Origin of the sequence: Nocardia sp. NPDC049526 (assembly GCF_044465765.1) — a bacterium.
Lineage (GTDB): Bacteria > Actinomycetota > Actinomycetes > Mycobacteriales > Mycobacteriaceae > Nocardia.
Window position 1 is genome coordinate 239,081 of the sequence record NZ_JBITMA010000010.1, and the last position, 23,880, is coordinate 262,960.

Below are 23,880 nucleotides of genomic sequence, written 5' to 3' on the forward strand. Positions count from 1 at the left end.
TGTTTACAAGCTGAGCATGGTTGAGTACCGTCAACACCGAAAGTACACCAATCGGTTTACAACAGGAGGAAGTCATGACGCGTGCGAGCGGCACCTTGTACAAAGATGCGCCGACGAAATCCGTGCAGGTCGGCACAACACGGTTCGCCTACCGCGAGCTGGGTCTCGAAACCGGCGTACCGGTGATCTTCTTGAATCATCTGGCCGCCAACCTGGACAACTGGGATCCCCGAGTGGTCGACGGCATTGCGGCGAAGCACCGCGTGATCACCTTCGACAACCGCGGCGTCGGCGCGTCCGAAGGCACGACACCGGATTCGATCGAAACGATGGCACGAGATGCCGTGGCCTTCATACGCGCATTGGGCTTCGATCAGGTAGACCTTTTGGGGCTGTCGATGGGAGGCTTCGTCGCGCAGGTGATCGCTCGCGAAGAGCCGGGACTGATTCGGAAGGTGATCCTCGCGGGAACCGGTCCGGCGGGAGGTGAAGGCATCGTCAACGTGACCTCGTTGACCTACCGTGACACCTTCAAGGCGATCGCCACTTTCAAAGATCCCAAGGAGTATCTGTTCTTCACCAGAACCGCGCACGGCAAGTCGGAGGCTCGGGCGTTCGTGAAGCGTTTGCAGGAACGCACCGTCGACCGCGACAAGTCAATCGCACTGCGCGCCTTTCGCACTCAGCTCAAAGCCATCCATGCATGGGGCCTTCAGGAGCCCTCCGACCTGAGTCGCATCCAGCACCCGGTCCTGGTGGCCAATGGTGACGACGATCGAATGGTGCCGACCAGCAACTCATTCGATCTGGCGCAACGTCTCCCGAATGCGACGCTGCGGATCTACCCGGACGCCGGACATGGCGGCATCTTCCAATATCACGACCGGTTCGTGGGCGAGGCGCTCGAATTCCTGGCATCCTGAGAACCGCCCACGCCGAACAGGAGATCGCCTGTATGTTCAGCGAATTCATCACCCACGACATCGATGTCGGGGGCGTTCGAATCCATGCGCGTGTGGGCGGTGAGGGGCCACCGGTACTACTGCTGCACGGCTACCCCCAAACCCATGTGATCTGGCGTGAGGTGGCAGCGGCGTTGGCCGAGTCGCATACCGTCGTCGTCTCCGATCTGCGTGGCTACGGCGACTCGGGCAAACCCGCCTCGGACAACGATCATTCGTCGTACAGCAAACGCGTGATGGCCGCGGACCAGGTCGGGTTGATGACCGCTTTGGGGCACCACCGTTTCGCGATCGTGGGTCACGACCGCGGCGCCCGAGTCGCCCATCGACTCTGCCTCGACCATCCCGAGCGGGTCGAACGAGCCGCAGTCCTCGACATCGTCCCGACCCGCCATGTTTTCGCGAACGTGGATCGCGCCTTGGCAACTGTCTACGACCACTGGTTCTTCCTCGCCGAGGAACCCGATCTGCCCGAGGTTCTCATCGGCGGTGCGCCCGAGTACTTTCTGCGCCGGAAACTCGAGCAATGGTCCGGTCCCGGTGCGGTATTCGAGGAGGAGGCGGTGGCGGAGTACGTGCGCTGCTTCAGCGACCCCGAGGCGATCCGGGCGAGCTGTGAGGATTACCGCGCCGCGGCCTCCATCGATCTCGAACACGACGAGGCCGACGCCGCGGCAGGCCGCCGGATCACCTGTGCGCTGCTGGTTCTGTGGGGTGCGCGCGGCTTCGTCGGAACCCGCTATGACGTGGTCGAGGTATGGCGGCAGTATGCCGATGATGTTCGTGGACACGGTTTGGACTGCGGGCATTTCGTCCCGGAGGAAGCCTCCGAGCAGACCATCATCGCGTTGCGCGAGTTCCTGTCGAACTAACCTGCTAGGAAATATCCCGCACGATCTCGATCGCTCTGGCCAAGGTGGACAGTCTGGCGTCCAACGTGTCCCCGGCCGGATAGAGCCGGACGGTATCGACACCGACATCGCGCCAGTCGCGTAATCGACTGCGCACCATCGATTCGGTACCGATGAGCGTGGTGCCGAGCACCATTTCATCGGTCACCCGTTCAGCCGCGCCGTCACGGTCTCCAGCTTGCCAACGTTCGTGCACCTCGGCGGCGATCTCGGCCCAGCCCTGCCGACCGTAGGCCTGATTGTAGAAGTTGGTCGACGCCGATCCCATGCCCCCGAGGCTGAACGCCAACTCCTTCTTTCGCCCGGCCACCATCTGGCGCAGCGCATCCTCGTCGGGTGCGAACGCCACCTCCGCACCTTGGCAGATATCCAGATCGGCCCGGTACCGCCTACCGCGAGCCAACCCCTCGTCCAGGTAGCGGAAGTAGGCGTCGGCCGCGCCCTCCGGCACGAAACTGGTGCCAAGCCAGCCATCGGCGATCTCGCCGGTCAGCCGGAGCATGGCAGGCGACAGTGTGGCGAGATAGATGGGGATCGGATGGTCGGCCCGCATCGAGAGGCGCATCGGCACCGCCTCACCGCCGGGCAAGGGGATCCGGAACTCGGTGCCGGAGTACGAGATCTTGCCGCCCTCGAGTACCCGGCGCACAATCTCCACTGTCTCCCGCATCCGGGCGAGGGGCCGGGCGAACGGCACTCCGTGCAAGCCCTCGATTACCTGCGGACCGGACACACCCAGACCGAGCAAGAACCGACCGCCGGAGAGGTTGGACAAGGCGATAGCCGTCTGCGCCACCGCAACCGGCGTGCGGGTACCGATCTGCATGATCCCGGATCCGAGCAGCATCCGCTCCGTGCGCGCCGCGTAGTACCCCAGGGCCGATGGCCCATCCGACCCCCACGCCTCCGCGACCCAGCAGATGTCGAGTCCGAGTTTTTCCGCCTCCACCACGAAGTCGACCTGTTCCGACCACCGGCCCCCGCCGGATGCCTCGATTGTCGTCGCAGTACGCATCACGCTTCCGCCAGCTTCTTGATGTGCTCCAGCGTGCTGGTGATATTGCGTTCGAACTCCCGCATCCGCACGAACACGATCTTCTGTTCCTTGTCCGGCATCCGGTCGATCGCCAGCGATAGGCCCGAACGCGCGGGGCCCATCTGCATCCACTGCGACAGCTCGGTTCCGCCGTCCCTGGGTTCGAGCCGGAACCGCCAGACGGCAGTAGGATTTTCCGGATCCTCGACCGCCCACGCGAACACCCGGGGCGGGTCGCATTCGATGATGTGCGAGGTGGTCGCCCACTCCCCCAGCGCATCATGCTTGCTGCGGCCGATGAATCGCGCACCGACGACCGGGCCGGTCGGTTCGTCGATCCACTCGACCGACTGGAGCTCATCGCTCATGTCGGGCATCGACTCCACCGCGGACACCACCGCCCAAACCCGCTCCGGCGGGGCGTCGATCCAGATGCGTACCTCCACCGTCGGTGTGTCGGCGTAGCGTGCGCCAGTCCACTCCATCGCGGGACCTCCTTCTCGGCAAAATGTGCCAACCGTGCGAGGCCGGTGGCTCGCGGTATCCGACACCGACTTTCACGACCCATCCTCCGCCGCTGCCGGCCACCATCAATAGTATTATGATCATAATTTAGCGACGGCGGGCCGTACCGACGACAGCCGAGCCGGTTACAGATTCGTCCGTGCAGCAGGCCAGAGAGGTCATCCAGAGCATGCGCTACACCACTTTCGGTCGGCGGACCGGTTTGCGAGTCTCCGAATTCGCCTTGGGTACAGCGAATTTCGGCACCAACTGGGGTGCCGGTGCCGAGTTCGAAGATTCCAGGGCGATGTTCGATACATTCGCAGAAGCCGGCGGAACGTTCATCGACACCGCCGATATCTATCAGTTCGGTCAGTCGGAAACGTACCTGGCCGATCTGATATCCACTGATCGCGAGCACTTCGTGCTGGCGAGCAAGTTCACCCAGGGCGACACGGCGCAACCACACGTATCGAAGACCGGCAACAGCCGGAAGGTGATGGTGCAAGCACTCGAAAAATCGCTACGCCGCCTCGGCACGGATTACCTGGATCTCTACTGGGTGCACTGGCCGGACTTCGTGACACCCGTCGAGGAAATCGTCGAAACGGTCGACGACCTGGTACGAGCGGGAAAAATTCTGCACGCGGGCTTCTCCAACTTCCCGGCATGGCGCACCGCTCATGCCGCGACACTGGCAGACGAGCGCGGAATCGGCGCACGGATCGTGGGAGTACAAACCGAGTACAGCCTGGTCGAGCGGACCGCCGACCGCGAGATCATGCCGATGGCAGAGGCATTCGGACTCGGTGTCGCACTCTACTCACCGCTCGGTGGCGGTCTACTCACCGGAAAATATCGGACCAGCGACGAGGGGCGGCTGACGACGCTGGGCGCGGTTATCCAGCGGGAGGACACAACTCGGAAATCCGCCGTCGTCGATGCCGTTCTCGCCGTAGCCGGTGAGATCGGCGTGAGCCCGGCCCAGGTGGCAATGTCATGGCAGCGAGAACACGCCCGACGCCGCGCGACCGCGGTGGTGCCGATCATCGGGCCGCGCACGAGTGCGCAGCTCGACGACTACCTGGCTTCACTCGATGTGACCCTCGAGGATGAGCAGTACACAAGGTTGACTACGGCGAGTGCCCCTTCCCTGGGGGCGCCGCACGATGGCGCCGCTCGCTCGGCCGACGCGGTCCGCGGCCGTGTGGGAGGCGACTTTATTGTGAATACTCCAGTGGCATAACCGAACTCGGGCGCGCGTCGCTCGTGTGGGTGCGGGAGGAGTCCCGCACCCACACGAGTGACGAATTAACCGGTGCTCGTCAGGCCGAAGGCGCGGAGGAAGGACTGCAATTCGCCGTCGTCGCCCTCCACCGTGAGCGCGCCGGATTCGACGGCGTCGGCTACATCGAGCTCATTGGTCACCAGAGCGGCGAGCGTCGAGATGTCGCTATTCAGTGAGATTTTGGGCAATGTCGGGGCCGGGCCCGGCCGCAAACGGACTCCGTCCGCCGACGGGCCGATCCATGCGGACTCGTCGCCGATGTTGATCTGCACGACTCCCCCGAACCGATCGACGGCATCGGGTTCGGCGCGGGCCACCAGTCCCTGTACCAACCATTCCGCACGCGTCGTATCCGCGGCGTCGAATGGTGCACCGTGTCTGAACCCCCAGACCGCGAGTTGCCCGATCGCCGGGCGCAACTCTTCGCCGATACCGGTGAGTGCGTATGCCGCGACCGGGGTCGGTGGCGGAAGTACCGTGCGCTCGATCAAACCCGCTTCTTCCAGACCCTTGAGACGACTGGCGAGCAGATTGGTGCCGAGGCCCGGCAGCCCCTCGGCCAGGTCCTTATATCTCCGCGGACCCATACCGAGGTCACGCAGGATGAGAAGAGTCCATCGATCGCCGAGGATGTCGAGCGCACGGGCGAGACCGCAGTTCTGGCCGTACGTTCGAGAATTCATAACCATATTATAGTAAATACTTCACTTTTATATTGTCTTCGGTCACGTGACATTCCGCGCACCAATCAATCCCGGGCGAAGCCGCCTGCCGCTCCCGACTGACCGGCGGGAGCGACAGGCATACGCGAGAACAAAGCTCAGTCGGCGAGGAAGGACTTCACCTCGGCCGTGAATTCCGCGAGATGCTGGAACAGGAACGCGTGGCCGGCGTCGCTGTACAGCACCAACTTGGCCGACGGGAGGTGCTCCACAGCGGAGTACGACGCGAAGGCGTGAATCATGACGTCGTGCGAACCGTTGGCATAGAGCACAGGCTGCCGAATCGTTTCGAGCCCCGCGACAACCTGCTCCCACGGCGTCGCCAGCGCCGCGGTGATTGCCTGGAGCTGCCCCATAGCGGCGGCTTCGCTGACCACCGGAGCGTCCGTCGGCATCGCGGCCGAGACCTTGTCGAAGTGTTCGAGCCCCAGCTTTCGAGCCTCTTCGGTTTCGGGATAGAACAGATACAGCATGTCCTCGAGATCGGCGTCCGGCTTGGCCATGATTCCCAGGACCCGTTCGGTGATGGTCGGCATATTCGGGGCGAGGCCCGATCCGCTGCCCGCGACGATCAACTTGCGAACGAGATCGGGCCGCGTGAGCGTGACCGCCTGCGCGACGACACCACCGAAGGACCAGCCGAGCAGGTCGACCTCGGTCAACCCCAGCGCTTCGATGAAGTCGATCGCGCCCGCGGCGAACCCCTCGACGGAGGTGAGGGCTTCGCCGCGGGTGTATCCGATACCGATGTTGTCGAACAGGATGACGTCCCACTCGGCGGCGAGGAGGTCGAGGAACTCCGGATCCCACCAGTCGACGGTGGCACGGAAGCGGTGCAACAGCACCAGCGGAACTCCGCCGCGCGGGCCGATCCGGCGGTAGGTGAAACGCGCCGACGCTCCATCGACATGCAGATCCTCGGCGGCGTTGACAGGTGTATAGGTACTCATATCGTTCTCCTCAGGTGGTGCGGATTAATCGGTTGCCCACTAGCTATGCGATGAAAAGCCTTGTGGCTCAGGCAATCTCAGCGAGAGCGGGATAGTCGGTGTACCCGCGCGGCCCGCCACCGTACAGCGTGGTGAAGTCCACCTCGTTCAGCTCCGCGCCGGTGCGCCAGCGCTCTACGAGATCGGGATTGGCGAGGAAGGCACGCCCGACGACGACGGCGTCGGCCAGGTCCTTATCCAGCAGGTCCTCGACTGTTTCGAGCGACGTTGGTACCGGTGTAGCACCGAGGTTCAAGAGCACCGAACCGCCGAACCGAGCGCGGAGGTCACCGACGAGCGGTTCGAGGGACTCGAACGGGCTGGCCAGAATGCTCAGATACGCCAGACCCAATGGCGCGATCGCATCCACGACCGCCCGATACGTCTCGTCGAGGTCGGCACCGGGCACCTCGCCGATGCCGTTCAACTGATGACCGGGCGAGAGCCGCAGGCCGACCCGATCCGCACCGATCGCCTCGGCGACCGCCGTGACCACGTCGATGACGAACCGAGCCCGATTCTCCGGCGTGCCGCCGAATTCGTCGTCGCGGAGGTTGACCGTCGGATCGAGGAACTGGTGCAGCAGATAGCCGTTCGCACCGTGGATCTCGACCCCGTCGAGACCGGCGCGGATCGCGTTGCGGGCAGCCTCGACGAATTCGGAGATGATACTGGGGATTTCACCAGCCGCGATGGCTCGAGGCACATCGTGATCGACCATGCCGGTCAGCGTGAACATCTGACCGGGAGCCTGGACGGCGCTCGGCGCGATCGTATCCACACCACCCTTGTTGCCGGCATGGGCGACCCGCCCGACGTGCATCAACTGAGCCACGATCGTGCCACCGGCGCCGTGCACGCCCTCGGCGACGAGTCGCCACCCGGCAACTTGTTCGTCGGTGTAGAGCCCGGGCACAGTCGGGTAGCCCTGGCCGACCGCACTGGGCGCAGTCCCCTCCGTGACGATCAGCCCCGCCCCGGCGCGCTGGGTGTAGTACTCGGCGTTCATCGCCGTGGGCACGTTGCCTTCTCCCGCGCGGCTACGAGTCAGCGGCGCCATGACGAAAGACTGCGGTAGATCCCAAGGTCCGATTCGTACCGGCTTGAAAGCAACAGACATGCGTGATCCTCCTGGTGGGGATGGGTGTCGAAAGATGGATGGGGCGGAGCCGATCGGCATCACTTTAAAAAAAGATAGTATTTGCTACTCGATTCTGCAACCAGGCCCGTAGTGAAGCTCCCCGCCGGCCCGTGTAGCCTCATCTATGTATACCGATCGGTTTACATTCTCTAGGAGGACGTCATGACTTCGCTCGTCGATCAGACGGTGCTCGTCACCGGAGCCAATCGCGGCATGGGCCGCGAATACGTCGAGCAACTACTCGGCCGCGGGGTGAAGAAGATCTATGCCGCCGCCCGCGACCCACAGCAGATCCATGCAACAGACGCGCGCATCGTTCCGCTGCACCTCGATGTCACCAGCGCCGTCTCGGTCGCCGAAGCGGCCGAGACCGCAACCGATGTCAGCGTTCTGATCAACAATGCGGGCATCGCCCGCGGAGCCTCGGTACTCGGCCGATCCACGGACGGGCTTCGCGCGGAGCTGGAGACGAACCTGTTCGGCCCGCTCGCACTGGCTTCCGCATTCGCCGACCGGATCGTTGAGCGCTCCGGCGCCATCGTCAACGTCTCGTCGGTTCTCGCATGGCTTCCCATAGGCGGGAGCTATGGCGTATCGAAGGCGGCGATGTGGAGCGCGACGGACTCCATGCGCACCGAACTCGCCCCACGCGGCGTCCAGGTGGTGGGCGTCTACATGGGCCTCGTCGACACCGATATGGGGAAGTACTCGGATTCGCCGAAGTCAGATCCCGCGGATGTGGTTCGACAGGTGCTCGACGGCATCGAGTCCGGCACCGCAGAAGTACTCGCGGACGAGCTCAGTCGACAGGCGCGCGCATGGCTGAGCGAGCCCGTGCAGAAACGCCTCGCACGACTGATGAGCAGCTGAGGAATGCCGACATGACGTTTACCACCCTTGGTATACCGGTGGGTCGCGCTGTATCGCCGCGGACCGCGCCTGATCGGAGCCCTCACACTGAACCGACCGAGATCATGAAATACCGCGGGCTCATCCTGAAACAGTCGAGCTGGGATGACGCTCTCGCGTTCGCCACCGCTCGTCGGAACACCGCGCGCCGAAGACCCTTCACCGACAGCGATAACCGCTGCTCACCCCTACCGCGACCGGCTTGCGAATACGTTGCCTTACAACGCTGTTGAGCAAACTACAGCGGGCGCAGCAGTCGGGTCGCCTGCAGCGCGATGTAGAGCTCGGCCGCCTGTGCCGGTTGATCGCAGTCGCGGCCGGTGAGGTCGCGAATCTTGCGCAGCCGGTAGAGCACGGTGTTGCGGTGATAGTGCATCTGCCGCGCGGCGGCCACGGTCGAACCTTTGCACTCGAACCACACTTCGAGGGTGTGCAGCAAGGCCGTTCGCTCCGCCTCCGGCAGTTGCATGAGCGGGCCGAGGATTTGTGCGGCGGCACTGCGCGCCGCATCGGGTAGCCGCACCACCAGTAGTGCGACCGGCTCCGATTCGTAGCGGGTCATCGCGACCGCGCCGCGCGGTGTGCACTTGAGCGCGAGCCGGGCTTCCTCACGCGCGGCGGCAATGCCCTGTGGACTGCTGAAGATGCGACTGACGCCCGCACGAGCTTCGACCGCCGCACCGAGTAAGCCAATGGCACTATCGATTTCGGCGGGCGTGGGTGCGCAGATCAGACCGGTCCGGGTATCGGCGTAGAAATCCCAGATCGAAACGATGCCACGGTCCTTCAGCTTGGCGATCGCGGCTGCCATCGTGTTCTGATCCGAATCGACCTCGGCCGCAAGCACTACGAACACCCCGGACTCGGGCAGGCCGAGAGTGCGCGCCGCGTCCAGAACCACAGCGGGATTCTCGGCGTGGTCGTCGAACAACGTCCGGATCACCCGGGCCCGCGACTCGATATCGGCCAAGGCGACCAGAGTTTCGGTCTCGCGGTACGCCTCGGCCGCGGCATCGGAGTACCGGTCGACCATCGCCCACAATGCGCCAGGAATCTTCAGCAGCTCACCGTGCGCGACACCACCGGCGCGGACCATCAACTCTTCCCAGATCAACCGACCACCGAGCCGGTACGCGTGCAGCATCGCCGCTATCGGCAACCCCTGTTCGGCCTTCAATCTGCCCGCCGCCCGCGCGGATTCCAGCCGCACCGGATCGCGGCCGGCGAGGTAGCCGAGCATTGCGCTCAAGTTGTCCAGGCAGGCTCCGCGCAGTTGCTCACGGGTCAGCAGTTGGGAGTCCAGGTATGCCCGCTCGGATGCGACGATCCGGTCGGCCAGTTCGTCGGCCATCGAGTCCACCGAGTCCAGCAACTGCCTCGCGAGTTCGGTGGCCGCGAGCGAGTGCAACGGTCTGGCCACCACGGCAGCGTACCACCAGCGCTGTGGCCCACACCACACCGTAATTGTGCCGTCGCACAAAGTCGATCACCTACTCGCGCGACCGCCGCCCATGGTGTGCGGCGGCACTGATGCGGACAATTCCGACTATGACCATCAACGACTCGCCGACCGACCTGCGGGGCGCCGTCGACGCCGCACTGTCAGACCTTGCCGAGGGCGAAAAGGCCTGGGCCGCAATCTCCTTGGCCGCACGAGCCGAGCTGCTCGGGCGCGTCCGTGAGCGCACCGCGCAATTTGCCCGAGAGTGGGTCGATGCGGCGGTCAGATATAAGCGACTGGATCCAGACGCGGCGCTGGTCGGCGAGGAATGGATATCCGGCCCCTATGCGATGGCAACCGGGGCCGGAGCACTAGAGCAGAGCCTGCGCGCACTCGCCGCCGGGCACAGCCCACTCGAGAAGGCGCATTTCGGCACCGCCGGTGGACGCACCACGGTCCGCGTGCTGCCCACATCGGTCTTCGACACTTTGCTGCTGAGCGGATTCAGCGCTGAGGTGTGGCTGCAGCCGGGAATCGGCCGGGCCGAAGCCATCCGAGCCGCGGGGCTGGCACAGCTCGACCCGGTTCACACCAACGGCATCGGCGTGGTGCTCGGCGCGGGCAACATCACCTCGATCGCCCCGTTGGACGTAATGTACGAACTGTTCGCGCACAACCGCGTCGTCGCTTTGAAGCTGAATCCGCTCACGGACCCGATGCTGGAGCCGCTGACCGATGTGCTGGAGCCGTTCATTGCGATCGGGGCCGTCCGGATCCTCACCGGCGCAGCGGATGTCGGCGAATATCTGGTGCAGCATCCAGACGTCGCACACGTGCATATGACCGGCAGCGCCGCGACCCACGACGCGATCGTCTGGGGACACGGCGAGGACGCCGCGGCGCGCAAGGACGCCGGTCGGCCTCGACTGGACAAGCCGATCACCAGCGAACTCGGCGGCGTCTCCCCGACCATCGTGCTGCCGGGCCGGTGGAGCAAGGCCGATCTGCGGTTCCAGGCCGACCACATTGTCACCCAGCGCCTGCACAACGGCGGATACAACTGTGTCGCGGCACAGGCCGTCGTGATTTCCGCCGACTGGGATCAGAAGGACGACTTCCTTCGCGAGCTGCGCGCGGCCTACGACGCCGCACCGAGTCGGGCCGCGTACTATCCGGGCAGCGACGATCGGGTCGCGGCAGCCGCATCGACCTATCCGAACGCCGAGCACTTCGGCGGCCGAGTCCTGATGCCGGGCCTGCGCGGCGACCGAAGCGAGACACTGCTGCAGACCGAATACTTCGCGCCGGTTCTCGGAGTCGTCGAATTGTCCGGCCTCGGATCCGATTTCGCGCGTGCGGCGGCGGCAGTGGCGAACGACGAGTTCGTCGGCACGCTCGGGGTGAATGTCATCGCGCACCCGGCGACCATCCGCGCGATGGGCGCGGCATTCGACGACCTGATCGAGCAGCTGCACTACGGCACGATCGCGATCAATGCGTGGACCGGCGCCGGGTTCCTGACCGCTGCGGCCACCTGGGGTGCATATCCGGGCCACACGATCGACGACGTTCAGAGCGGAATCGGTGTGGTGCACAACGCGTTCCTGATCGACCGGCCCGAACGGACGGTCGTGCGCGGACCGTTCCGTCCCGCGCCACGCTCGGTGCTGCACGGTGAGTGGTCGCTCACGCCGAAGCCGCCGTGGTTTGTGAACAATACGACCGCGGCGACGACCGGACGGCGACTCGCCGCGTTCGCCGGAGCGCCCGGATGGGGAAAACTGCCCGCAATCTTCGCATCCGCGTTGCGCGGCTGACCGAGCAGGAGCACACGTGGATACCCACGCCGATTACGTCGTCATCGGTACCGGATCGGCGGGCGCGGTCGTCGCCAACCGACTCAGTACCGACCCCGCCACCAGCGTCGTAGTGCTGGAGGCCGGACCGCAGGACAAAGACAAATTCATCCATATCCCCGCCGCATTCTCGAAGCTGTTCCGCAGCGCCGTGGATTGGGATTACCGCACCGAACCGCAGCCCAATCTGGGCGGACGCGAAATCTATTGGCCCAGGGGCAAAACGCTGGGCGGCTCCTCGTCGCTCAACGCGATGATGTGGGTGCGCGGATTCGCCGCGGACTACGACGATTGGGCCGAGCGAGCTGGAAGCGACTGGTCCTTCGCTGAGGTCGTGCGGTACTTCCGCAAGATCGAAGCAGTCGAGGGGGCACGCGAGCCCGACGAGGGTGTCGACGGCCCGCTGCATGTGTCGCGGCAGCGCAGCCCGCGCGCGTTCACTGCGGCCTGGCTGGCGGCCGCGGCGGAGTCCGGGCACACCGTGGAGCGCCCGAATCTGCCCGAGCCGAAGGGTTTCTCCGAGACCGTCGTGACGCAGAAGGGCGGCGCACGCTGGAGCACGGCCGACGCCTACCTTCGGCCCGCGCTCGGCAGGAAGAACCTGACATTGCGCACCGAGGCCGTCGCGACACGCATCATCTTCGATGGAACTCGCGCTGTGGCAGTCGAATTCGAGTCCAGCGGCAGGCGCGAGGTCGTGTATGCCCGCCGGGAAGTGGTGCTGTGCGGCGGCGCGATCAACAGTCCACAACTACTGATGCTCTCCGGCATCGGCGATCGCGAACATCTCGCAGAGCACGGCATCGCCACCGTGTACCACGCACCGGAGGTCGGGCAGAACCTGATGGACCATCTGGTCGCGATGCTCGGCTTCGACGTCGAAGGCGACAGCTTGTTCGCCGCGGAAAAGCCGCTGGAGCTCATCAATTACCTTGCCAGACAACGCGGGATGCTGACCTCCAATGTGGGTGAGGCCTACGGATTCGTGCGTAGCCGCCCGGATCTGGATCTGCCCGACCTCGAGCTGATCTTCGGACCCGCACCGTTCTTCGACGAGGGCATCGGAGAACCGTACGGCCACGCGGTGGTAATGGGATCGATCCTGCTCAAACCGCAGAGCAGAGGCCGCATCTCGTTGCGCTCGGCCGACCCACTGGCGAAGCCGGTCATCGATCCCCGCTACCTGTCCGACAGCGGCGGCGTCGATCGCGCGGCCATCCTGGCAGGCCTTCGCATGTGCGCGGAGATCGCCGAAGCACCCGCGTTGAAAAAACTGCTCGGCAAGGTCGCTCGTCCCGTGGGCGCACCGGATACCGGTGCTGACACGCTCGAAAAGGCGCTCACCTCCTGTTCACACACCCTGTATCACCCGGTGGGCACCTGCCGGATGGGCAGCGACGAAACCAGCGTCGTGACACCGGCTTTGCTGGTTCGAGGTGTCGAAGGGCTGCGGATCGCGGACGCATCGGTGATGCCCAGCATCATTCGCGGACACACCCACGCCCCGAGCGTGCTGATCGGTGAGAAGGCAGCCGACCTGATCCGCGGCTGAAAGGAGGGCCCCTGGGCGGCCTCGTGACGGGCATCGGTTGTCAGCCGACGCCCCTCGAGTGCGGGCACGTTGCCGCCGGGGCCCATCCCCGCGACCTCACGTCCGAGAATCGTCCGCGTTGGTCGGCTGATGACCGAGCCAATGTGCGATCTCCAGGGCTACCCCGATCTCGAGACCGTTGCTGTCGAGGGAGACCGGCAGGATCTCCTGCGCACGTTGAATGCGGTTGAGAACGGTATTGCGATGCGCAAAGAGTGTTCGTGCGGCCCGCGACGCGCTGAATTGCTCACGGATATAGATCCGCAATGTCTCCCGGAGTTCGGCATCCGCTGTCGTCACCTTCCCCAACGTCCGGGCGACGAACTCGTTGGCCCGCTGCTCGTTGTAGGTTGCGAGCGTCACGAGTTGGACGTCGGCGAAGCTGGCGAAACGCAAGTCCGGCAATCGTTGCATCAGTCGTTGCGTCTCGACCGCATCCAGGTGGCTGCGTCGAAAACCCTCCACCCCGGTGTCGGCCGGTCCCATGGCGATGCGCACGCCCTCGATATGCGACGTCGCCGCCGCGAGGGTTTGTGCATCGACGGCCGTCGCATTGGCCAACCAGGTCCACACCGAGGTGGAGCTGGCGATGACATCCAACGTCTGCTGTGCCTGGGTGGCAGCCCCCAGCGCCTCCGCCGCGCGCTGCAAGCCGCGCCGATCAGGCGCCCCGGGGTCCGTCCACAACACAGCCGCGGTGTGGCGGCGGTCGAATCGGTAGCCGAGGCGGTCGCTGGCGCGATCGTTGGCCATCGGAGCTCCTTCGAGAACGAGGCTCACCAATTCGAAACGCTGCGCGTGACTGTCCCGGGTGAGTTCGGCGCGTTCGGATTCGAGTTGAGCGGCCAGCGCGGCGAGCGTGACATCGACGAAGTCGGCCAGCGAACGGGCGGCCACGTCGAGAGCTTCCTGAAGTACGACGGGATCGGATGAGACGGCGAATGCCAGCCGCATCCAATGCCTCCAGAGCGCATTGTGTCCCGCGTGATATGCCGTGACCAGAATCTGTTCGACCCCTCGACGGAATGTGTCGCGGGCTATGCCGACCACTTCCGCACTCAGGTTTGCCGTGACCGGTTCCCTCGGAGCACTGCGCACGGAGGCGGCCCAGTGCAGCAGGTTGGCGCGGGAACTGGCCGTGACCTCGGCAACCAGCGACGGTTCGGTGCGAAAGGGTTCGATCGCCGCCGCGAAGACGGCATCGTGCACGTCGGTCATGACATCGGCGGGTTCAGCGAGCAGCATTTCGCAGACGTTCTGGACAACGCCGTCAGCCCCCGGCAACGGGGTTGCAACTCGATTCACTGGTCGAATGTAACCCCGACACGATAGGCAGAACGCCCATTTGGCCGTCACTTCTTGGGCAAATCACTCTTGAGAGGTAGGTCACTCCATCCCGACACTTGTAACGCACGACACAGCGACAACGGCGAGAGGACCAGGCCATGGCGACGAAACGCAAGGTCGACCACAAAGCTCGGGATGAGATGTTCGGGTACGTCGACGTCCTGATCGTGGGTGCGGGGATCTCGGGAATCGGCGCGGGCAGCCATCTGAAGAGCAAGCTGCCGGACAAGACGTTCCTTATCGTGGATGCCCGCGAGAACATCGGCGGCACCTGGGACCTGTTCCGCTACCCCGGGATTCGCGCCGACACGGACGCGCAGACATTTTCCTACGAGTTCAAGCCGTGGAAGCTCGACAACGCGATCGCTGACGGCGCGGAGATCCTGAGCTACCTCCATGAGACGGTCGACGACTACAACTTGTCGTCCCATCTGCGACTCGGCTGGAAAGTCGCCTCGGCCGACTGGTCCTCCCAGCGGGGACTGTGGGCAGTCCAGCTGTCCAACCTCGGCACCGGCCAGAGCGCGACCGTGGAATGCCGGTGGCTGTTCGGGGCCACCGGATACTACGACTACGACCAGGGATACCGGCCGCACTTCGATGACGAAGAGCGCTTCACCGGCGAGATCGTCCATCCCCAACATTGGCCGCAGGATCTGGACTACCGCGGTCGAAAGGTGGTGGTCATCGGCAGCGGCGCCACCGCGATCACGCTGGTCCCGGCGATGGCGGAGACCGCCGCACACGTCACGCTGTTGCAGCGCTCACCCACCTACATCCTCCCGATCCCGAGCCGTGACCCGGTCACCGACGGACTGCGCAGGCTCCTGCCCGAGCCCACGGCATACCGGATGAGCAGGACCATCAACAGAACTCGGCTCGCTGTCATCTATGCAGTGAGCCGTCGCTATCCGCGCTTTACCCGTCGACTCGTCCGCTGGGTCAACAAAAACGCGTTGCCGAAGGGCTATCCGGTCGATCAGCACTTCAAGCCCAGCTACGACCCGTGGCACGAGCGCATGTGCTTCGCCCGCGACGGCGACTTGTTCACCGCGATCAGCACCGGCAAGGCTTCCGTGGTCACCGACCGGATCGCCCGGTTCACCGAGCGCGGAATCGAACTCGCCACCGGGAACAGTCTCGACGCCGACATCGTCGTGACCGCGACCGGCCTACGGATGATTCCGCTGCGGGCGATGACTCTCAGCCTCGACGGCGTGCCGATCGACGTCGCCGACACGGTGGTCTACAAGGGCATGATGCTCTCGGGAGTACCGAACTTCGCCTTCGCCTTCGGTTACACCAATGCGGCGTGGACCTTGAAGGTCGACCTCGTCTGCGAGCATCTGTGCCGTCTCATCGCGCACCTGGACAGCACCGGCGAGCACATCGCGGTGCCGGTCGCCAACGACCCCACCCTTCAACTCACCCCGATGGTGGACTTCCACGCCGGTTATGTCCAACGAGCGGCCGAATCTCTTCCCCGGCAAGGTTCGCACGGCCCTTGGTCGATGGAGATGAGCTACGGAGCGGACCGAGACCGGCTCGTCCGGGGACCCGTGGCGGATCCCGCGTTGCGGTTCTCCCGCGTCGCTGCCGAATCCGATATCGCGTTGCGGGTCGGCTGAGGATGAGAAGGCAAGAGATCACCTTCCCCAGCGCTGGAACGACCTGTGCCGCATGGCATCTGCGGGCAGCTGACGACACCTTGCACGGCAAGAACGGACGGCCGTGCGTCGTGATGGCGCACGGCTTCAGCGGCACCCGCGACACCGGTTTGCTCGGATTCGCGGAGGGCTTCGCCGCCGCCGGCCTCGATGTGGTGCTCTTCGACTATCGCGGCTTCGGTGCCTCGGCGGGAAATCCGCGCCAGCTCGTGTCCTATCGCCGCCAACGCGCCGACTACCGTGCAGCGGTCCGCGCCGCGCGCAGTATCGAGGGTGTGGATCCCGGTCGGATCATCCTGTGGGGAACGTCGTACTCGGGTGGACATGTCTTGAAGATCGCCGCCGACGACCCTGACGTCGCAGCGATCGTGGCGATGACACCAGCTGTCGACGGTCCTGCCACAGTGGCGCACCTCGCCCGAAACGGAGGGCTGGCACCCATATTTCGGCTCGCCGCCGCGGGAGTTCGCGATGGGTTGGCCGCCGCCACCCGACGGCCGCCCTGGCTGTTGCCTGCCATCGGTCCATCTGGCTCGGGTGCGGTGTTGGCCAAAGACGGCGCACAAGAGGCGATGGCCGGTGTTGCCGGGCCGGGTTGGCGCAACGAGGTCTGTGCGCGGGTGGCACTCGAGCTCGCACTGAATCGGCCAGGCGGGTCCGCGCGTCGACTCCAGGCCCCGCTGCTCGTACAGGTGGGCGATGCGGACACGGTGGTCCCGGTCCGGGCGGCGCTGAAGGTAGCGGCCCGCGCAGGCGGCGGCGCCGAGGTTCGCCGCTACCCGGTGGACCACTTCGACGTGTACGACGGTCCCTGGCAGGTGCGCTTACTCGCCGATCAGGTCGCCTTCCTCACGCGCGAGCTGCCGAGCTTTCACGATCCGGTGATGGCCGTCGATCCTTCCTGACCACGTCGCCGATCCCCGCCACCTGCGCCGCGGGCGATCGACTGTGTGGGTGGATGCCGACACCACATTTCGTGCTGTCGGCACGAATACGGCTGAATTCTTCGGGCGGTCGAGACGCTTACCGTCCGGCACCCGAGCCCTAGAGTTGCGGTCCGCACAGGTGGGGTCTTGTCCGATGAGGGACTGAATCACAACGGCCGTTACGCATCAGCCTTCGCGACAAGCGGGCTCGGCGTGGAATTCGATATCGTCGAGCGCGATGTCTGCACCACATGATCCGCAAATAGTGCGCGCGGTCAACTCGTGCCGACACGACGAATGATGTAGCGTCACCGAATCAGCGCTGCCCTCGTCCAGCCAGCGGGCTTCCCACTCACGCATCGCTATGAGAACCGAGAAGAAGTCGCGTCCTTTATCGGTGAGGATGTACTCTCTGCGCGGTGGGTGTTCCTGGTATAGCCGTTTGGTCATCACGCCCCGCTCCACCAGTCGGGTAAGTCGAGTCGACAGTACGTTTCGTGCGATGCCGAGAGATTTCTGGAATTCGTCGAAGCGACGGGCGCCCATGATCGCGTCGCGCATGATCAACGGTGTCCATGAATCACCGAACAGCTCCACTGTGCGAGCAACCGAGCACGCCGGGTCCGAGAATGTCGACTTCATGAATACAAAATATCCGCTCAGTCTCGCGATGGCTCCGCGATGAGATACTGATCATTCCGGAAGTTCGTCCGATGCAATCGCCAGGAATCCAAACGGTCGTAGCCACGCACGGTGACCGGAGGTCGTTGTTCGAGTCGGTAGCCATCGTGCTCGCACAGTGCCTGCGCCATATTCTCGTCGACCAGGGCCTCGCCAGGCGTGCCGACCGAGGTCAGCCTGCTCGCGATATTCACCGTTGCCCCGAAAATATCACCGAGTCGATCCACAACCGGCCCCGAGGCGACCCCGATGCGCAGTGGCGGCTCGGAATCCGGCCATGCCGCAAGCAGATCGAGCGCGATGTCAGCGGCGGCAGTCGGTCGGTCGGCCGTGAACAGCGCCGCATCACCGATCATTTTCACGATACGACCGCTATTCTCCCCGACGGCATTCGTGGTCGCGGACTCGAAAGCATCGAGCAAACGGCGTATCTCGTATTCGCCCGCGCCGCGCGTCAGGGCCGTATACCCCGAAATATCCGCGAATCCGACCGCCGTGCCGATCGGACGCGAGCTGTCCTCCTGCGCGACCGCGATCCGTCGAGCGATGTACGCGGCGACCTGCCTGCGCCACATGTAGGCGTGGGTTTGTTCGAGCAAAGGCAAAATCTGCTCGGAGAATGTCAGCAACGCTGAAGCCGAGGTGGATGTTGTCACCTCGTCGAGGAAGTTGTCGACGGCCAACTGAGCCTCCCAGGTGGCCAACGGGGAGACCGACTGCGTAATCGCGCGAGTTATCGCGACGATCGCTGCATCGTCGACACCGGCGATTTCACGCCATTTCCCGGCTCGACGCAACGCCTCGACGTCATCGTCGGTGAATGCCCGTTCCTCGTCCGGCGGCGTCGCGAATCCCATTGCCCGCCATATACGCTCGGCACGTTCACGGTCGATACCGGAACGGCTCAGCACTTCGTCGGCTGTGTACTTGCGCGGACCGCCCAGGATCATTGCATCGACCGTATCGCCGATCTTCTGCAAATTGTCGCGGATGTTTCCGGGCAACGGTGGCCTATTCGTGGTCATCGATTTCGCAACTTCCAATGGTGGGCTCTCCAGTGTGACTGATGGGCGACACCATTATGTTCCGGTAGCCGAGCAATGATCACTATCGTCGAACTGTCCCACCGACGCCGAGAACCAGCAGTGCTAGTCCTCGGATCGACGGCTGCGGTTGGGTAGCGCCGGTTCGAACTGGGCCAGCACCTGCAGCAGGAACGAGCGCGGTAGCCCAGCCGCTGACGGTGCTTCGGCGAGTGTTTCCAGGACCGGTTGCAGTTGGCGGCCGCTGTCGGCGACGAGCCGTGCCAGCCCCAGGCCCGCGCAATGCGACAGTGCCGGAGCCAGTAGTTCGGCGGCCCGCACTTTTTGCCCGGTTGCCGACAGGCAGCATCCGCGCAGCAGTTCAGCCAGGAGCAGTGCCCTCGGTCGTGTTTGGCGACTGATCTCGCGCACGAGGTGTTCGGCCCGGTCGAGGGCCTGCTGGGCAGCCGCCGGTGACGGTTCAGCGAGAAGCAGCCGGATCGCGGAATCGTGTTCGAGCTCGGATGCGATAGCCAGGGTCGCGGTGGGTTGCGCGGTATAGGGCGCGAGATTGTCGAGGACCTGCCGTTCGCTAACGGTGATGGGCAGACCGAGGCGGACACGCTCGTTCACGATTCGTGCCGCCAGTCGTGGCAGTGACAGATCTGCGGCGATCTTCGCGCCCGCCGCCAGACGTTGCTGGGCGCGGTCGAGATCGCCGCGCACGGCCGCCAGGCGCGCACCGGTCCCGTACGTGGCCATCAAGAACTCCACGGCACCGCCCTCGGGACCGAGACCGATCTCGAGGAGTTCCTCCGCCTCGATGAATTGCCCTTTCTCATACAGCAATTCGCCGAGCAAGGCACTCGCCAGCCGGGTGGCGTGCGACTGCTTACCGGTCCGCAACGCCAGGCGCAGAGCCATCCGATAGCAAGACTCCGCAGCGGCGATATCGAGTTGTTCGGCCGCGGCCATACCGGCGATGCAATCGCAGTACATCACCCCGAAAGGGCCCGAAGCACGGTCTCTATACGACTCCATCCAACGATGCCAGTGCTGGACCTGTTCGAAATCGAACCGATAGAGCGCGGACGCGGCCGCGGAGGCCGCCGCCGTAATGGAAAGGAAAGGCCGAGCCGAAGTCTGCACACGCGCCAACACCGGCGCTGGGACCTCGGCGGACCGATCGGTCACCAGATCATTGCAGACCCTGGCCAGAGACGCCTCGAGCCGGATCTCATCGGCTTGTTCATCATCGACCGTGCCCGCAGCCAGCGCGGTGTCGGCTCGATCGAGTGCGACGATGGCGGCCGAGCGTCGCTGCAGGGCGACATTCGCCCAGCCTATCTGTACCTGCAGAACCGGATTCAGCGCTGTCAGTGAACCGGGCAGCTTCGCGACCAAGCCGAGGAAGGTCGCCATCCGCGAACCCTCGAGCAGTTTCTCGCCGCGCTCTTGCACCAGCCGCATGGCCAGGTCCGAGGCGTCGGCGGCGAGGGCATGGTCGACCGCCTCGTTCGGCATATCGTGGTCGGCGAACCACGACGAGGCTCTCAGGTGCAATTGCTCGAGCAGGCCGGGGTGTTGTTGGACGAGTCGACGCCGCAGGAAGTCGGCGAACAGTCCGTGGTAGCGGAACCAGTCCAGGTCGTCATCGATGTTGCGCAGGAACAAATCACGCTGGCGAACGTCCTCGAGCAATTCCTGGCCGGGTTTGCGGTCGGTCAGCGCTTCGGCGAGCTCACCGCAGATGCGTTCGGTGACCGCTGTGCGCATCAGGAACTCGAGTATGTCCGGTTCTAGCGAGCCGACGACATTTTCCAGCAGATACTCGCCGATCGCGTAGTGGCGTCCGGATATCTGGCTGATGTAGGTGCCCGGGTCTGCCTTACCGCGCAGCGATAACGACGCCAGTTGCAGCGCCGCGACCCAGCCTTCGGTCGAGCGGCGCAAGTTCTCCATATCGGTGGCCGCCAGCGACAATCCGTTCATCCCGCTGAGGAACGCCGTCGTCTCGGCGCCGTCGAATCGCAGTGCGGCCTCGTCGATTTCGAGAAGTTCATCGCTGACGCGCAGCCGACTCAGTGGCAACCCCGTGCGGGTGCGACTGGTTACGATCAGCCGCAGATGATGACAGCCGCGGTCGAGCAGGAATTCCATGGCCGCGATCGAGGATCGGCTGGTCACGCGATGCCAGTCATCGATCACCAACGCGACCGTTTCACCGCTGTCGTGGATCTGATCGATCAGAGTCGTCATCACATGGCGTCCGGCATCGGTGGAACGCTGCTCGAGCAGCTCCGTCAGTCCCGTCGCCAGCTCGGGACGAGTGCCCCGGATCGCGTGCACGATGTGCGCCAGCAACCACACCACATTGTTGTCGTCGGGATCCACGCTCAACCAGGCGACGGGGACACCTTCGGCCTCGAGCACGTCACCCCACTGCGCGGCCAGGGTGCTCTTCCCGAAACCTGCGGGCCCATGAATCAAGACCAGCCGTCGCGCCCGCGCCTCGCGCAAGACAGCCAGCAACCGGGGCCGCTCGATCGGCCGACGCAGCGTGCTCGGCGGCCGATACCGCGTCGCCGGAGTCGGCAATGGAACGTCAGGCACCGATGTTTCGGCCACCGGTACCGATCGGGACTCCGCGGACCGCTCGATCCCGCTCTCCGTCCCGGTGCCGGGCGGCAGCGCCATCGTGTCGACCCGGACACCACTGGAGAACTGCACGTTCCGCAACATCTCGCCGAATTCGCGTGCGCCGACAGGCCGCTCGGCTGGATCGGCGTCCAGTGCCGACTCGATCGCCGTGCACAGCATCGCGGGCACGCCGGCTCCGCGCAGATCCGGAATCGGCTCCGAGCTGATTCGCAGAAACTGGGTGACCAGCGATTCACCGGCCCGGCGTTCGAACGCCGCGTGGCCGGTCAGCAGGCAGAACAGGCTGGCGCCGAGACCGTACACATCCGAGGCCGCCGACGGATCCTCACCTTTGAGGACCTCGGGTGCGGTGAACGCGGGTGTCCCTGCCACCACACCAGCCGATGTCTCGAAGCCGCCACCGATTCGGGCGATACCGAAATCCGCGAGCTGAGGCTCACCGTAATCGCTGAGCAGGACATTGGCGGGGTTCACATCACGGTGCAGGACCCCGAACGCATGGGCCGCGGCCAGTGCACCGGCCAGTTTCACCCCGATCGACAGCACTTCCTGCCACGGCACCGGTCCTTGCTCGCGGACCCGACTCATCAGCGATCCCTGCGCATGCAGTGGCATCACTATGAAGGGCTGCCCGGTTGGGGTGACATCTGCTCGCAGTACCTGCACGATGTGCGGGTGTCCGGAAAACCGGCCTAGCGCCTGCTGCTCGCGCAGGAAGCGGGCACGCTCGTCGCCGGAAACCTCCGACGTCAACACCTTCACCGCTACCTGACGGTCGAGCGAACCTTCGACGCATTGGTACACGACGCCGAAACCGCCCCGACCGATCTCCTGCGCATCGTCGAACCCGGCCGCGGCCAATTCCGCCGCGATACCGAACTGAAGGTCGCGTTGCGTCCCCTCTGGGTCGTGCGACACCGGCCGCTCATCCACACCAACGGACGCGCAAAACCCTCGCCGCGGCGCACCACTGTGCAGTCGGCCCGCCCCACAAGACCCCGCCGCAGCCACTCATCCGCGCCACCTCTCGACCTGGGAAAAGTGCCCCGACAATTCGAGGATAGTCTTCCGACGAGCGAGAACCGGCGATTCCGAACAGGCGGCGGTGCGGGGCCCGATTCGTGCGGACTCAGATCGCGAGGACGAGTTTTCCGGTGTTCGCACCCGCGAACAGCATGTTCAGTGTTTCACCGAACCGGGCGACTCCACCCTCGACAACGTGCTCTCGCGCCTTGATCTTGCCGTCGGCCAACCACTGCGAGATCTTCGCGACAGCCTCGCCGTAGCGGTCGCGGTAGTCGAACACTACGAATCCGGTCATCGAGGCCCGGAAGATCAGCAGAGACATATAGCGCGAGGGGCCGGGAGCCGGTTTGTCGTCGTTGTACGACGAAATCGCCCCGCAGATGACCACCCTCGCACCCCGCGCCAGATTCGCCAGCGCAGCATCGAGGATGTCGCCACCGACATTGTCGAAGAACACGTCGATTCCCTCCGGCGCCAGCTCCCGCAGTCGGTGCAGCACACCCTCGCCGCGATAATCGATCGCTGCGTCGAAGCCGAGTTCCTCGATCAGCACGCGGCACTTCTCCGCACCGCCCGCAATCCCGATGACCCGCGCTCCGAAAGCTTTCGCGATCTGACCGGCGACCCCCCACGGCTCCGGCCGCGGCCGAGATCACGACGGTCTCACCGGCCCGCAGTTTGCCGACCTCGAGTAGACCGAAATAGGCAGTCATACCGGGCATTCCGAGAGCGCCGAGCCAGGTCGCCGCTGGTGCGATGCCGAGATCGATCCGCTGTACGCCGTTGCTGTCGCTGATCGCGTATTGGTCACGCCGAAGGTGCCGCTGACGGTTTCACCGACCGCGAAGTCAGGATGCGCCGACTCGACGACGGTGGCGACATCCAGCGAGCGCATGACGTCATCGATGCCGACCGGCGGCAGGTACGACCGGACATCGTTCAGCCACCCGCGCATGGCCGGGTCGATGGATACCAGATCGACCTTCACCAGGATCTGCCCGGCGGCGATGGCGGGAAGTTCCTCGGTCGCGACACGCCAGGTGTCCGCATCGGGCAACCCGGATGGCCGCTTCGCGAGTAGTACCTGCTGGGTCTTCGTCATTGAGAGTCCTTACGCGGTGCTGTAGCCAGCGGTCCCGTTCTTCTTCGTCGGCCTCGAGTACCTGTTCGGTGACGTGGTCGATGTAGGCGAAATTCGCC

General features: G+C 64.7%; 20 protein-coding genes. 8 read left to right on the forward strand and 12 right to left on the reverse strand.

The window, feature by feature from the left end:
- Positions 1-74 precede the first annotated feature (74 nt).
- Both ACIBW7_RS30070 and ACIBW7_RS30075 read left to right on the forward strand, forming a co-directional pair.
- Complete coding sequence (locus ACIBW7_RS30070) at positions 75-923, forward strand: alpha/beta fold hydrolase (protein WP_397052118.1); 849 nt, start codon at positions 75-77, stop codon at positions 921-923.
- Positions 924-955: 32 nt separating this feature from the next.
- Entirely contained in the window at positions 956-1,834 is an 879-nt protein-coding gene (locus tag ACIBW7_RS30075; protein ID WP_397052120.1) for an alpha/beta fold hydrolase, read from the forward strand.
- A 4-nt stretch (positions 1,835-1,838) separates the two neighbouring features.
- On the opposite strand, the gene ACIBW7_RS30080 is transcribed toward ACIBW7_RS30075, so the two are convergent.
- Entirely contained in the window at positions 1,839-2,888 is a 1,050-nt protein-coding gene (locus ACIBW7_RS30080; RefSeq protein ID WP_397052122.1) for an LLM class flavin-dependent oxidoreductase, read from the reverse strand.
- Positions 2,888-3,394: an SRPBCC family protein gene (locus ACIBW7_RS30085; RefSeq protein WP_397052124.1), complete on the reverse strand. Its 507-nt coding sequence runs from the start codon at positions 3,392-3,394 to the stop codon at positions 2,888-2,890. Before ACIBW7_RS30085 ends, ACIBW7_RS30080 begins: the two co-directional genes overlap by 1 nt.
- Before the next feature lie 179 nt (positions 3,395-3,573).
- On the opposite strand from ACIBW7_RS30085, the gene ACIBW7_RS30090 reads away from it, so the two are divergent.
- Positions 3,574-4,659, forward strand: a complete 1,086-nt coding sequence (locus tag ACIBW7_RS30090) for an aldo/keto reductase (RefSeq protein WP_397052126.1) — start codon at positions 3,574-3,576, stop codon at positions 4,657-4,659.
- Positions 4,660-4,724: 65 nt separating this feature from the next.
- On the opposite strand, the gene ACIBW7_RS30095 is transcribed toward ACIBW7_RS30090, so the two are convergent.
- From ACIBW7_RS30095 to ACIBW7_RS30105, 3 genes are all read right to left on the reverse strand, one after another.
- Positions 4,725-5,384 (reverse strand): winged helix-turn-helix transcriptional regulator, encoded by a 660-nt coding sequence (locus ACIBW7_RS30095; protein WP_397052128.1) that lies wholly within the window; start codon positions 5,382-5,384, stop codon positions 4,725-4,727.
- Positions 5,385-5,521: 137 nt separating this feature from the next.
- Entirely contained in the window at positions 5,522-6,373 is an 852-nt protein-coding gene (locus ACIBW7_RS30100; RefSeq protein WP_397052130.1) for an alpha/beta fold hydrolase, read from the reverse strand.
- A 67-nt stretch (positions 6,374-6,440) separates the two neighbouring features.
- Positions 6,441-7,532: an alkene reductase gene (locus ACIBW7_RS30105; RefSeq protein ID WP_397052132.1), complete on the reverse strand. Its 1,092-nt coding sequence runs from the start codon at positions 7,530-7,532 to the stop codon at positions 6,441-6,443.
- A 183-nt stretch (positions 7,533-7,715) separates the two neighbouring features.
- On the opposite strand from ACIBW7_RS30105, the gene ACIBW7_RS30110 reads away from it, so the two are divergent.
- Positions 7,716-8,423 carry an SDR family oxidoreductase gene (locus ACIBW7_RS30110; RefSeq protein WP_397052134.1) on the forward strand — a complete coding sequence of 236 codons (708 nt, stop codon included), beginning with the start codon at positions 7,716-7,718 and terminating at the stop codon, positions 8,421-8,423.
- Between the two features lie 277 nt (positions 8,424-8,700).
- On the opposite strand, the gene ACIBW7_RS30115 is transcribed toward ACIBW7_RS30110, so the two are convergent.
- Positions 8,701-9,882, reverse strand: coding sequence for a PucR family transcriptional regulator (locus ACIBW7_RS30115; protein WP_397052136.1), 1,182 nt, complete (start codon positions 9,880-9,882; stop codon positions 8,701-8,703).
- Positions 9,883-9,992: 110 nt separating this feature from the next.
- Between ACIBW7_RS30115 and ACIBW7_RS30120 the strand changes: the two genes are divergently transcribed.
- Positions 9,993-11,720 (forward strand): aldehyde dehydrogenase family protein, encoded by a 1,728-nt coding sequence (locus tag ACIBW7_RS30120; RefSeq protein WP_397052138.1) that lies wholly within the window; start codon positions 9,993-9,995, stop codon positions 11,718-11,720.
- Positions 11,721-11,736: 16 nt separating this feature from the next.
- The gene (locus ACIBW7_RS30125) at positions 11,737-13,311 is read left to right on the forward strand and encodes a GMC family oxidoreductase (protein WP_397052140.1); all 1,575 of its coding nucleotides are present in this window, start codon (positions 11,737-11,739) and stop codon (positions 13,309-13,311) included.
- A 96-nt stretch (positions 13,312-13,407) separates the two neighbouring features.
- On the opposite strand, the gene ACIBW7_RS30130 is transcribed toward ACIBW7_RS30125, so the two are convergent.
- Positions 13,408-14,655, reverse strand: coding sequence for a PucR family transcriptional regulator (locus tag ACIBW7_RS30130; protein WP_397052142.1), 1,248 nt, complete (start codon positions 14,653-14,655; stop codon positions 13,408-13,410).
- A 140-nt stretch (positions 14,656-14,795) separates the two neighbouring features.
- Between ACIBW7_RS30130 and ACIBW7_RS30135 the strand changes: the two genes are divergently transcribed.
- Both ACIBW7_RS30135 and ACIBW7_RS30140 read left to right on the forward strand, forming a co-directional pair.
- On the forward strand, positions 14,796-16,325 hold the full coding sequence (locus ACIBW7_RS30135) for a flavin-containing monooxygenase (RefSeq protein ID WP_397052144.1): 1,530 nt from the start codon (positions 14,796-14,798) through the stop codon (positions 16,323-16,325).
- 2 nt (positions 16,326-16,327) lie between these two features.
- Positions 16,328-17,269, forward strand: a complete 942-nt coding sequence (locus ACIBW7_RS30140) for an alpha/beta hydrolase (protein WP_397052146.1) — start codon at positions 16,328-16,330, stop codon at positions 17,267-17,269.
- Between the two features lie 207 nt (positions 17,270-17,476).
- Here ACIBW7_RS30140 and ACIBW7_RS30145 read toward each other — a convergent pair whose 3' ends face one another.
- The 5 genes from ACIBW7_RS30145 to ACIBW7_RS30165 all read right to left on the reverse strand — a co-directional run bounded on the left by ACIBW7_RS30145 (position 17,477) and on the right by ACIBW7_RS30165 (position 23,782).
- Complete coding sequence (locus ACIBW7_RS30145) at positions 17,477-17,932, reverse strand: winged helix-turn-helix transcriptional regulator (protein WP_397052148.1); 456 nt, start codon at positions 17,930-17,932, stop codon at positions 17,477-17,479.
- Between the two features lie 17 nt (positions 17,933-17,949).
- Positions 17,950-18,996 (reverse strand): adenylate/guanylate cyclase domain-containing protein, encoded by a 1,047-nt coding sequence (locus ACIBW7_RS30150; RefSeq protein WP_397052150.1) that lies wholly within the window; start codon positions 18,994-18,996, stop codon positions 17,950-17,952.
- 123 nt (positions 18,997-19,119) lie between these two features.
- Entirely contained in the window at positions 19,120-22,572 is a 3,453-nt protein-coding gene (locus tag ACIBW7_RS30155; protein ID WP_397052151.1) for a protein kinase, read from the reverse strand.
- Positions 22,573-22,783: 211 nt separating this feature from the next.
- Positions 22,784-23,293: a zinc-binding dehydrogenase gene (locus ACIBW7_RS30160; protein WP_397052392.1), complete on the reverse strand. Its 510-nt coding sequence runs from the start codon at positions 23,291-23,293 to the stop codon at positions 22,784-22,786.
- Positions 23,294-23,389: 96 nt separating this feature from the next.
- Positions 23,390-23,782, reverse strand: coding sequence for a hypothetical protein (locus ACIBW7_RS30165; protein ID WP_397052152.1), 393 nt, complete (start codon positions 23,780-23,782; stop codon positions 23,390-23,392).
- Between the last annotated feature and the right edge of the window lie 98 nt (positions 23,783-23,880).

Bases quoted from the DNA above. Each gene is read 5' to 3' on its own strand.
- ACIBW7_RS30110 (WP_397052134.1), top strand. From the start codon at position 7,716: ATGACTTCGCTCGTCGATCAGACGGTGCTCGTCACCGGAGCCAATCGC.
- ACIBW7_RS30150 (WP_397052150.1), bottom strand. From the start codon at position 18,996: ATGACCACGAATAGGCCACCGTTGCCCGGAAACATCCGCGACAATTTG.
- ACIBW7_RS30165 (WP_397052152.1), bottom strand. From the start codon at position 23,782: ATGACGAAGACCCAGCAGGTACTACTCGCGAAGCGGCCATCCGGGTTG.
- ACIBW7_RS30140 (WP_397052146.1), top strand. From the start codon at position 16,328: ATGAGAAGGCAAGAGATCACCTTCCCCAGCGCTGGAACGACCTGTGCC.
- ACIBW7_RS30100 (WP_397052130.1), bottom strand. From the start codon at position 6,373: ATGAGTACCTATACACCTGTCAACGCCGCCGAGGATCTGCATGTCGAT.
- ACIBW7_RS30095 (WP_397052128.1), bottom strand. From the start codon at position 5,384: ATGAATTCTCGAACGTACGGCCAGAACTGCGGTCTCGCCCGTGCGCTC.
- ACIBW7_RS30080 (WP_397052122.1), bottom strand. From the start codon at position 2,888: ATGCGTACTGCGACGACAATCGAGGCATCCGGCGGGGGCCGGTGGTCG.
- ACIBW7_RS30070 (WP_397052118.1), top strand. From the start codon at position 75: ATGACGCGTGCGAGCGGCACCTTGTACAAAGATGCGCCGACGAAATCC.
- ACIBW7_RS30105 (WP_397052132.1), bottom strand. From the start codon at position 7,532: ATGTCTGTTGCTTTCAAGCCGGTACGAATCGGACCTTGGGATCTACCG.
- ACIBW7_RS30085 (WP_397052124.1), bottom strand. From the start codon at position 3,394: ATGGAGTGGACTGGCGCACGCTACGCCGACACACCGACGGTGGAGGTA.
- ACIBW7_RS30120 (WP_397052138.1), top strand. From the start codon at position 9,993: ATGCGGACAATTCCGACTATGACCATCAACGACTCGCCGACCGACCTG.
- ACIBW7_RS30145 (WP_397052148.1), bottom strand. From the start codon at position 17,932: ATGAAGTCGACATTCTCGGACCCGGCGTGCTCGGTTGCTCGCACAGTG.
- ACIBW7_RS30135 (WP_397052144.1), top strand. From the start codon at position 14,796: ATGGCGACGAAACGCAAGGTCGACCACAAAGCTCGGGATGAGATGTTC.
- ACIBW7_RS30075 (WP_397052120.1), top strand. From the start codon at position 956: ATGTTCAGCGAATTCATCACCCACGACATCGATGTCGGGGGCGTTCGA.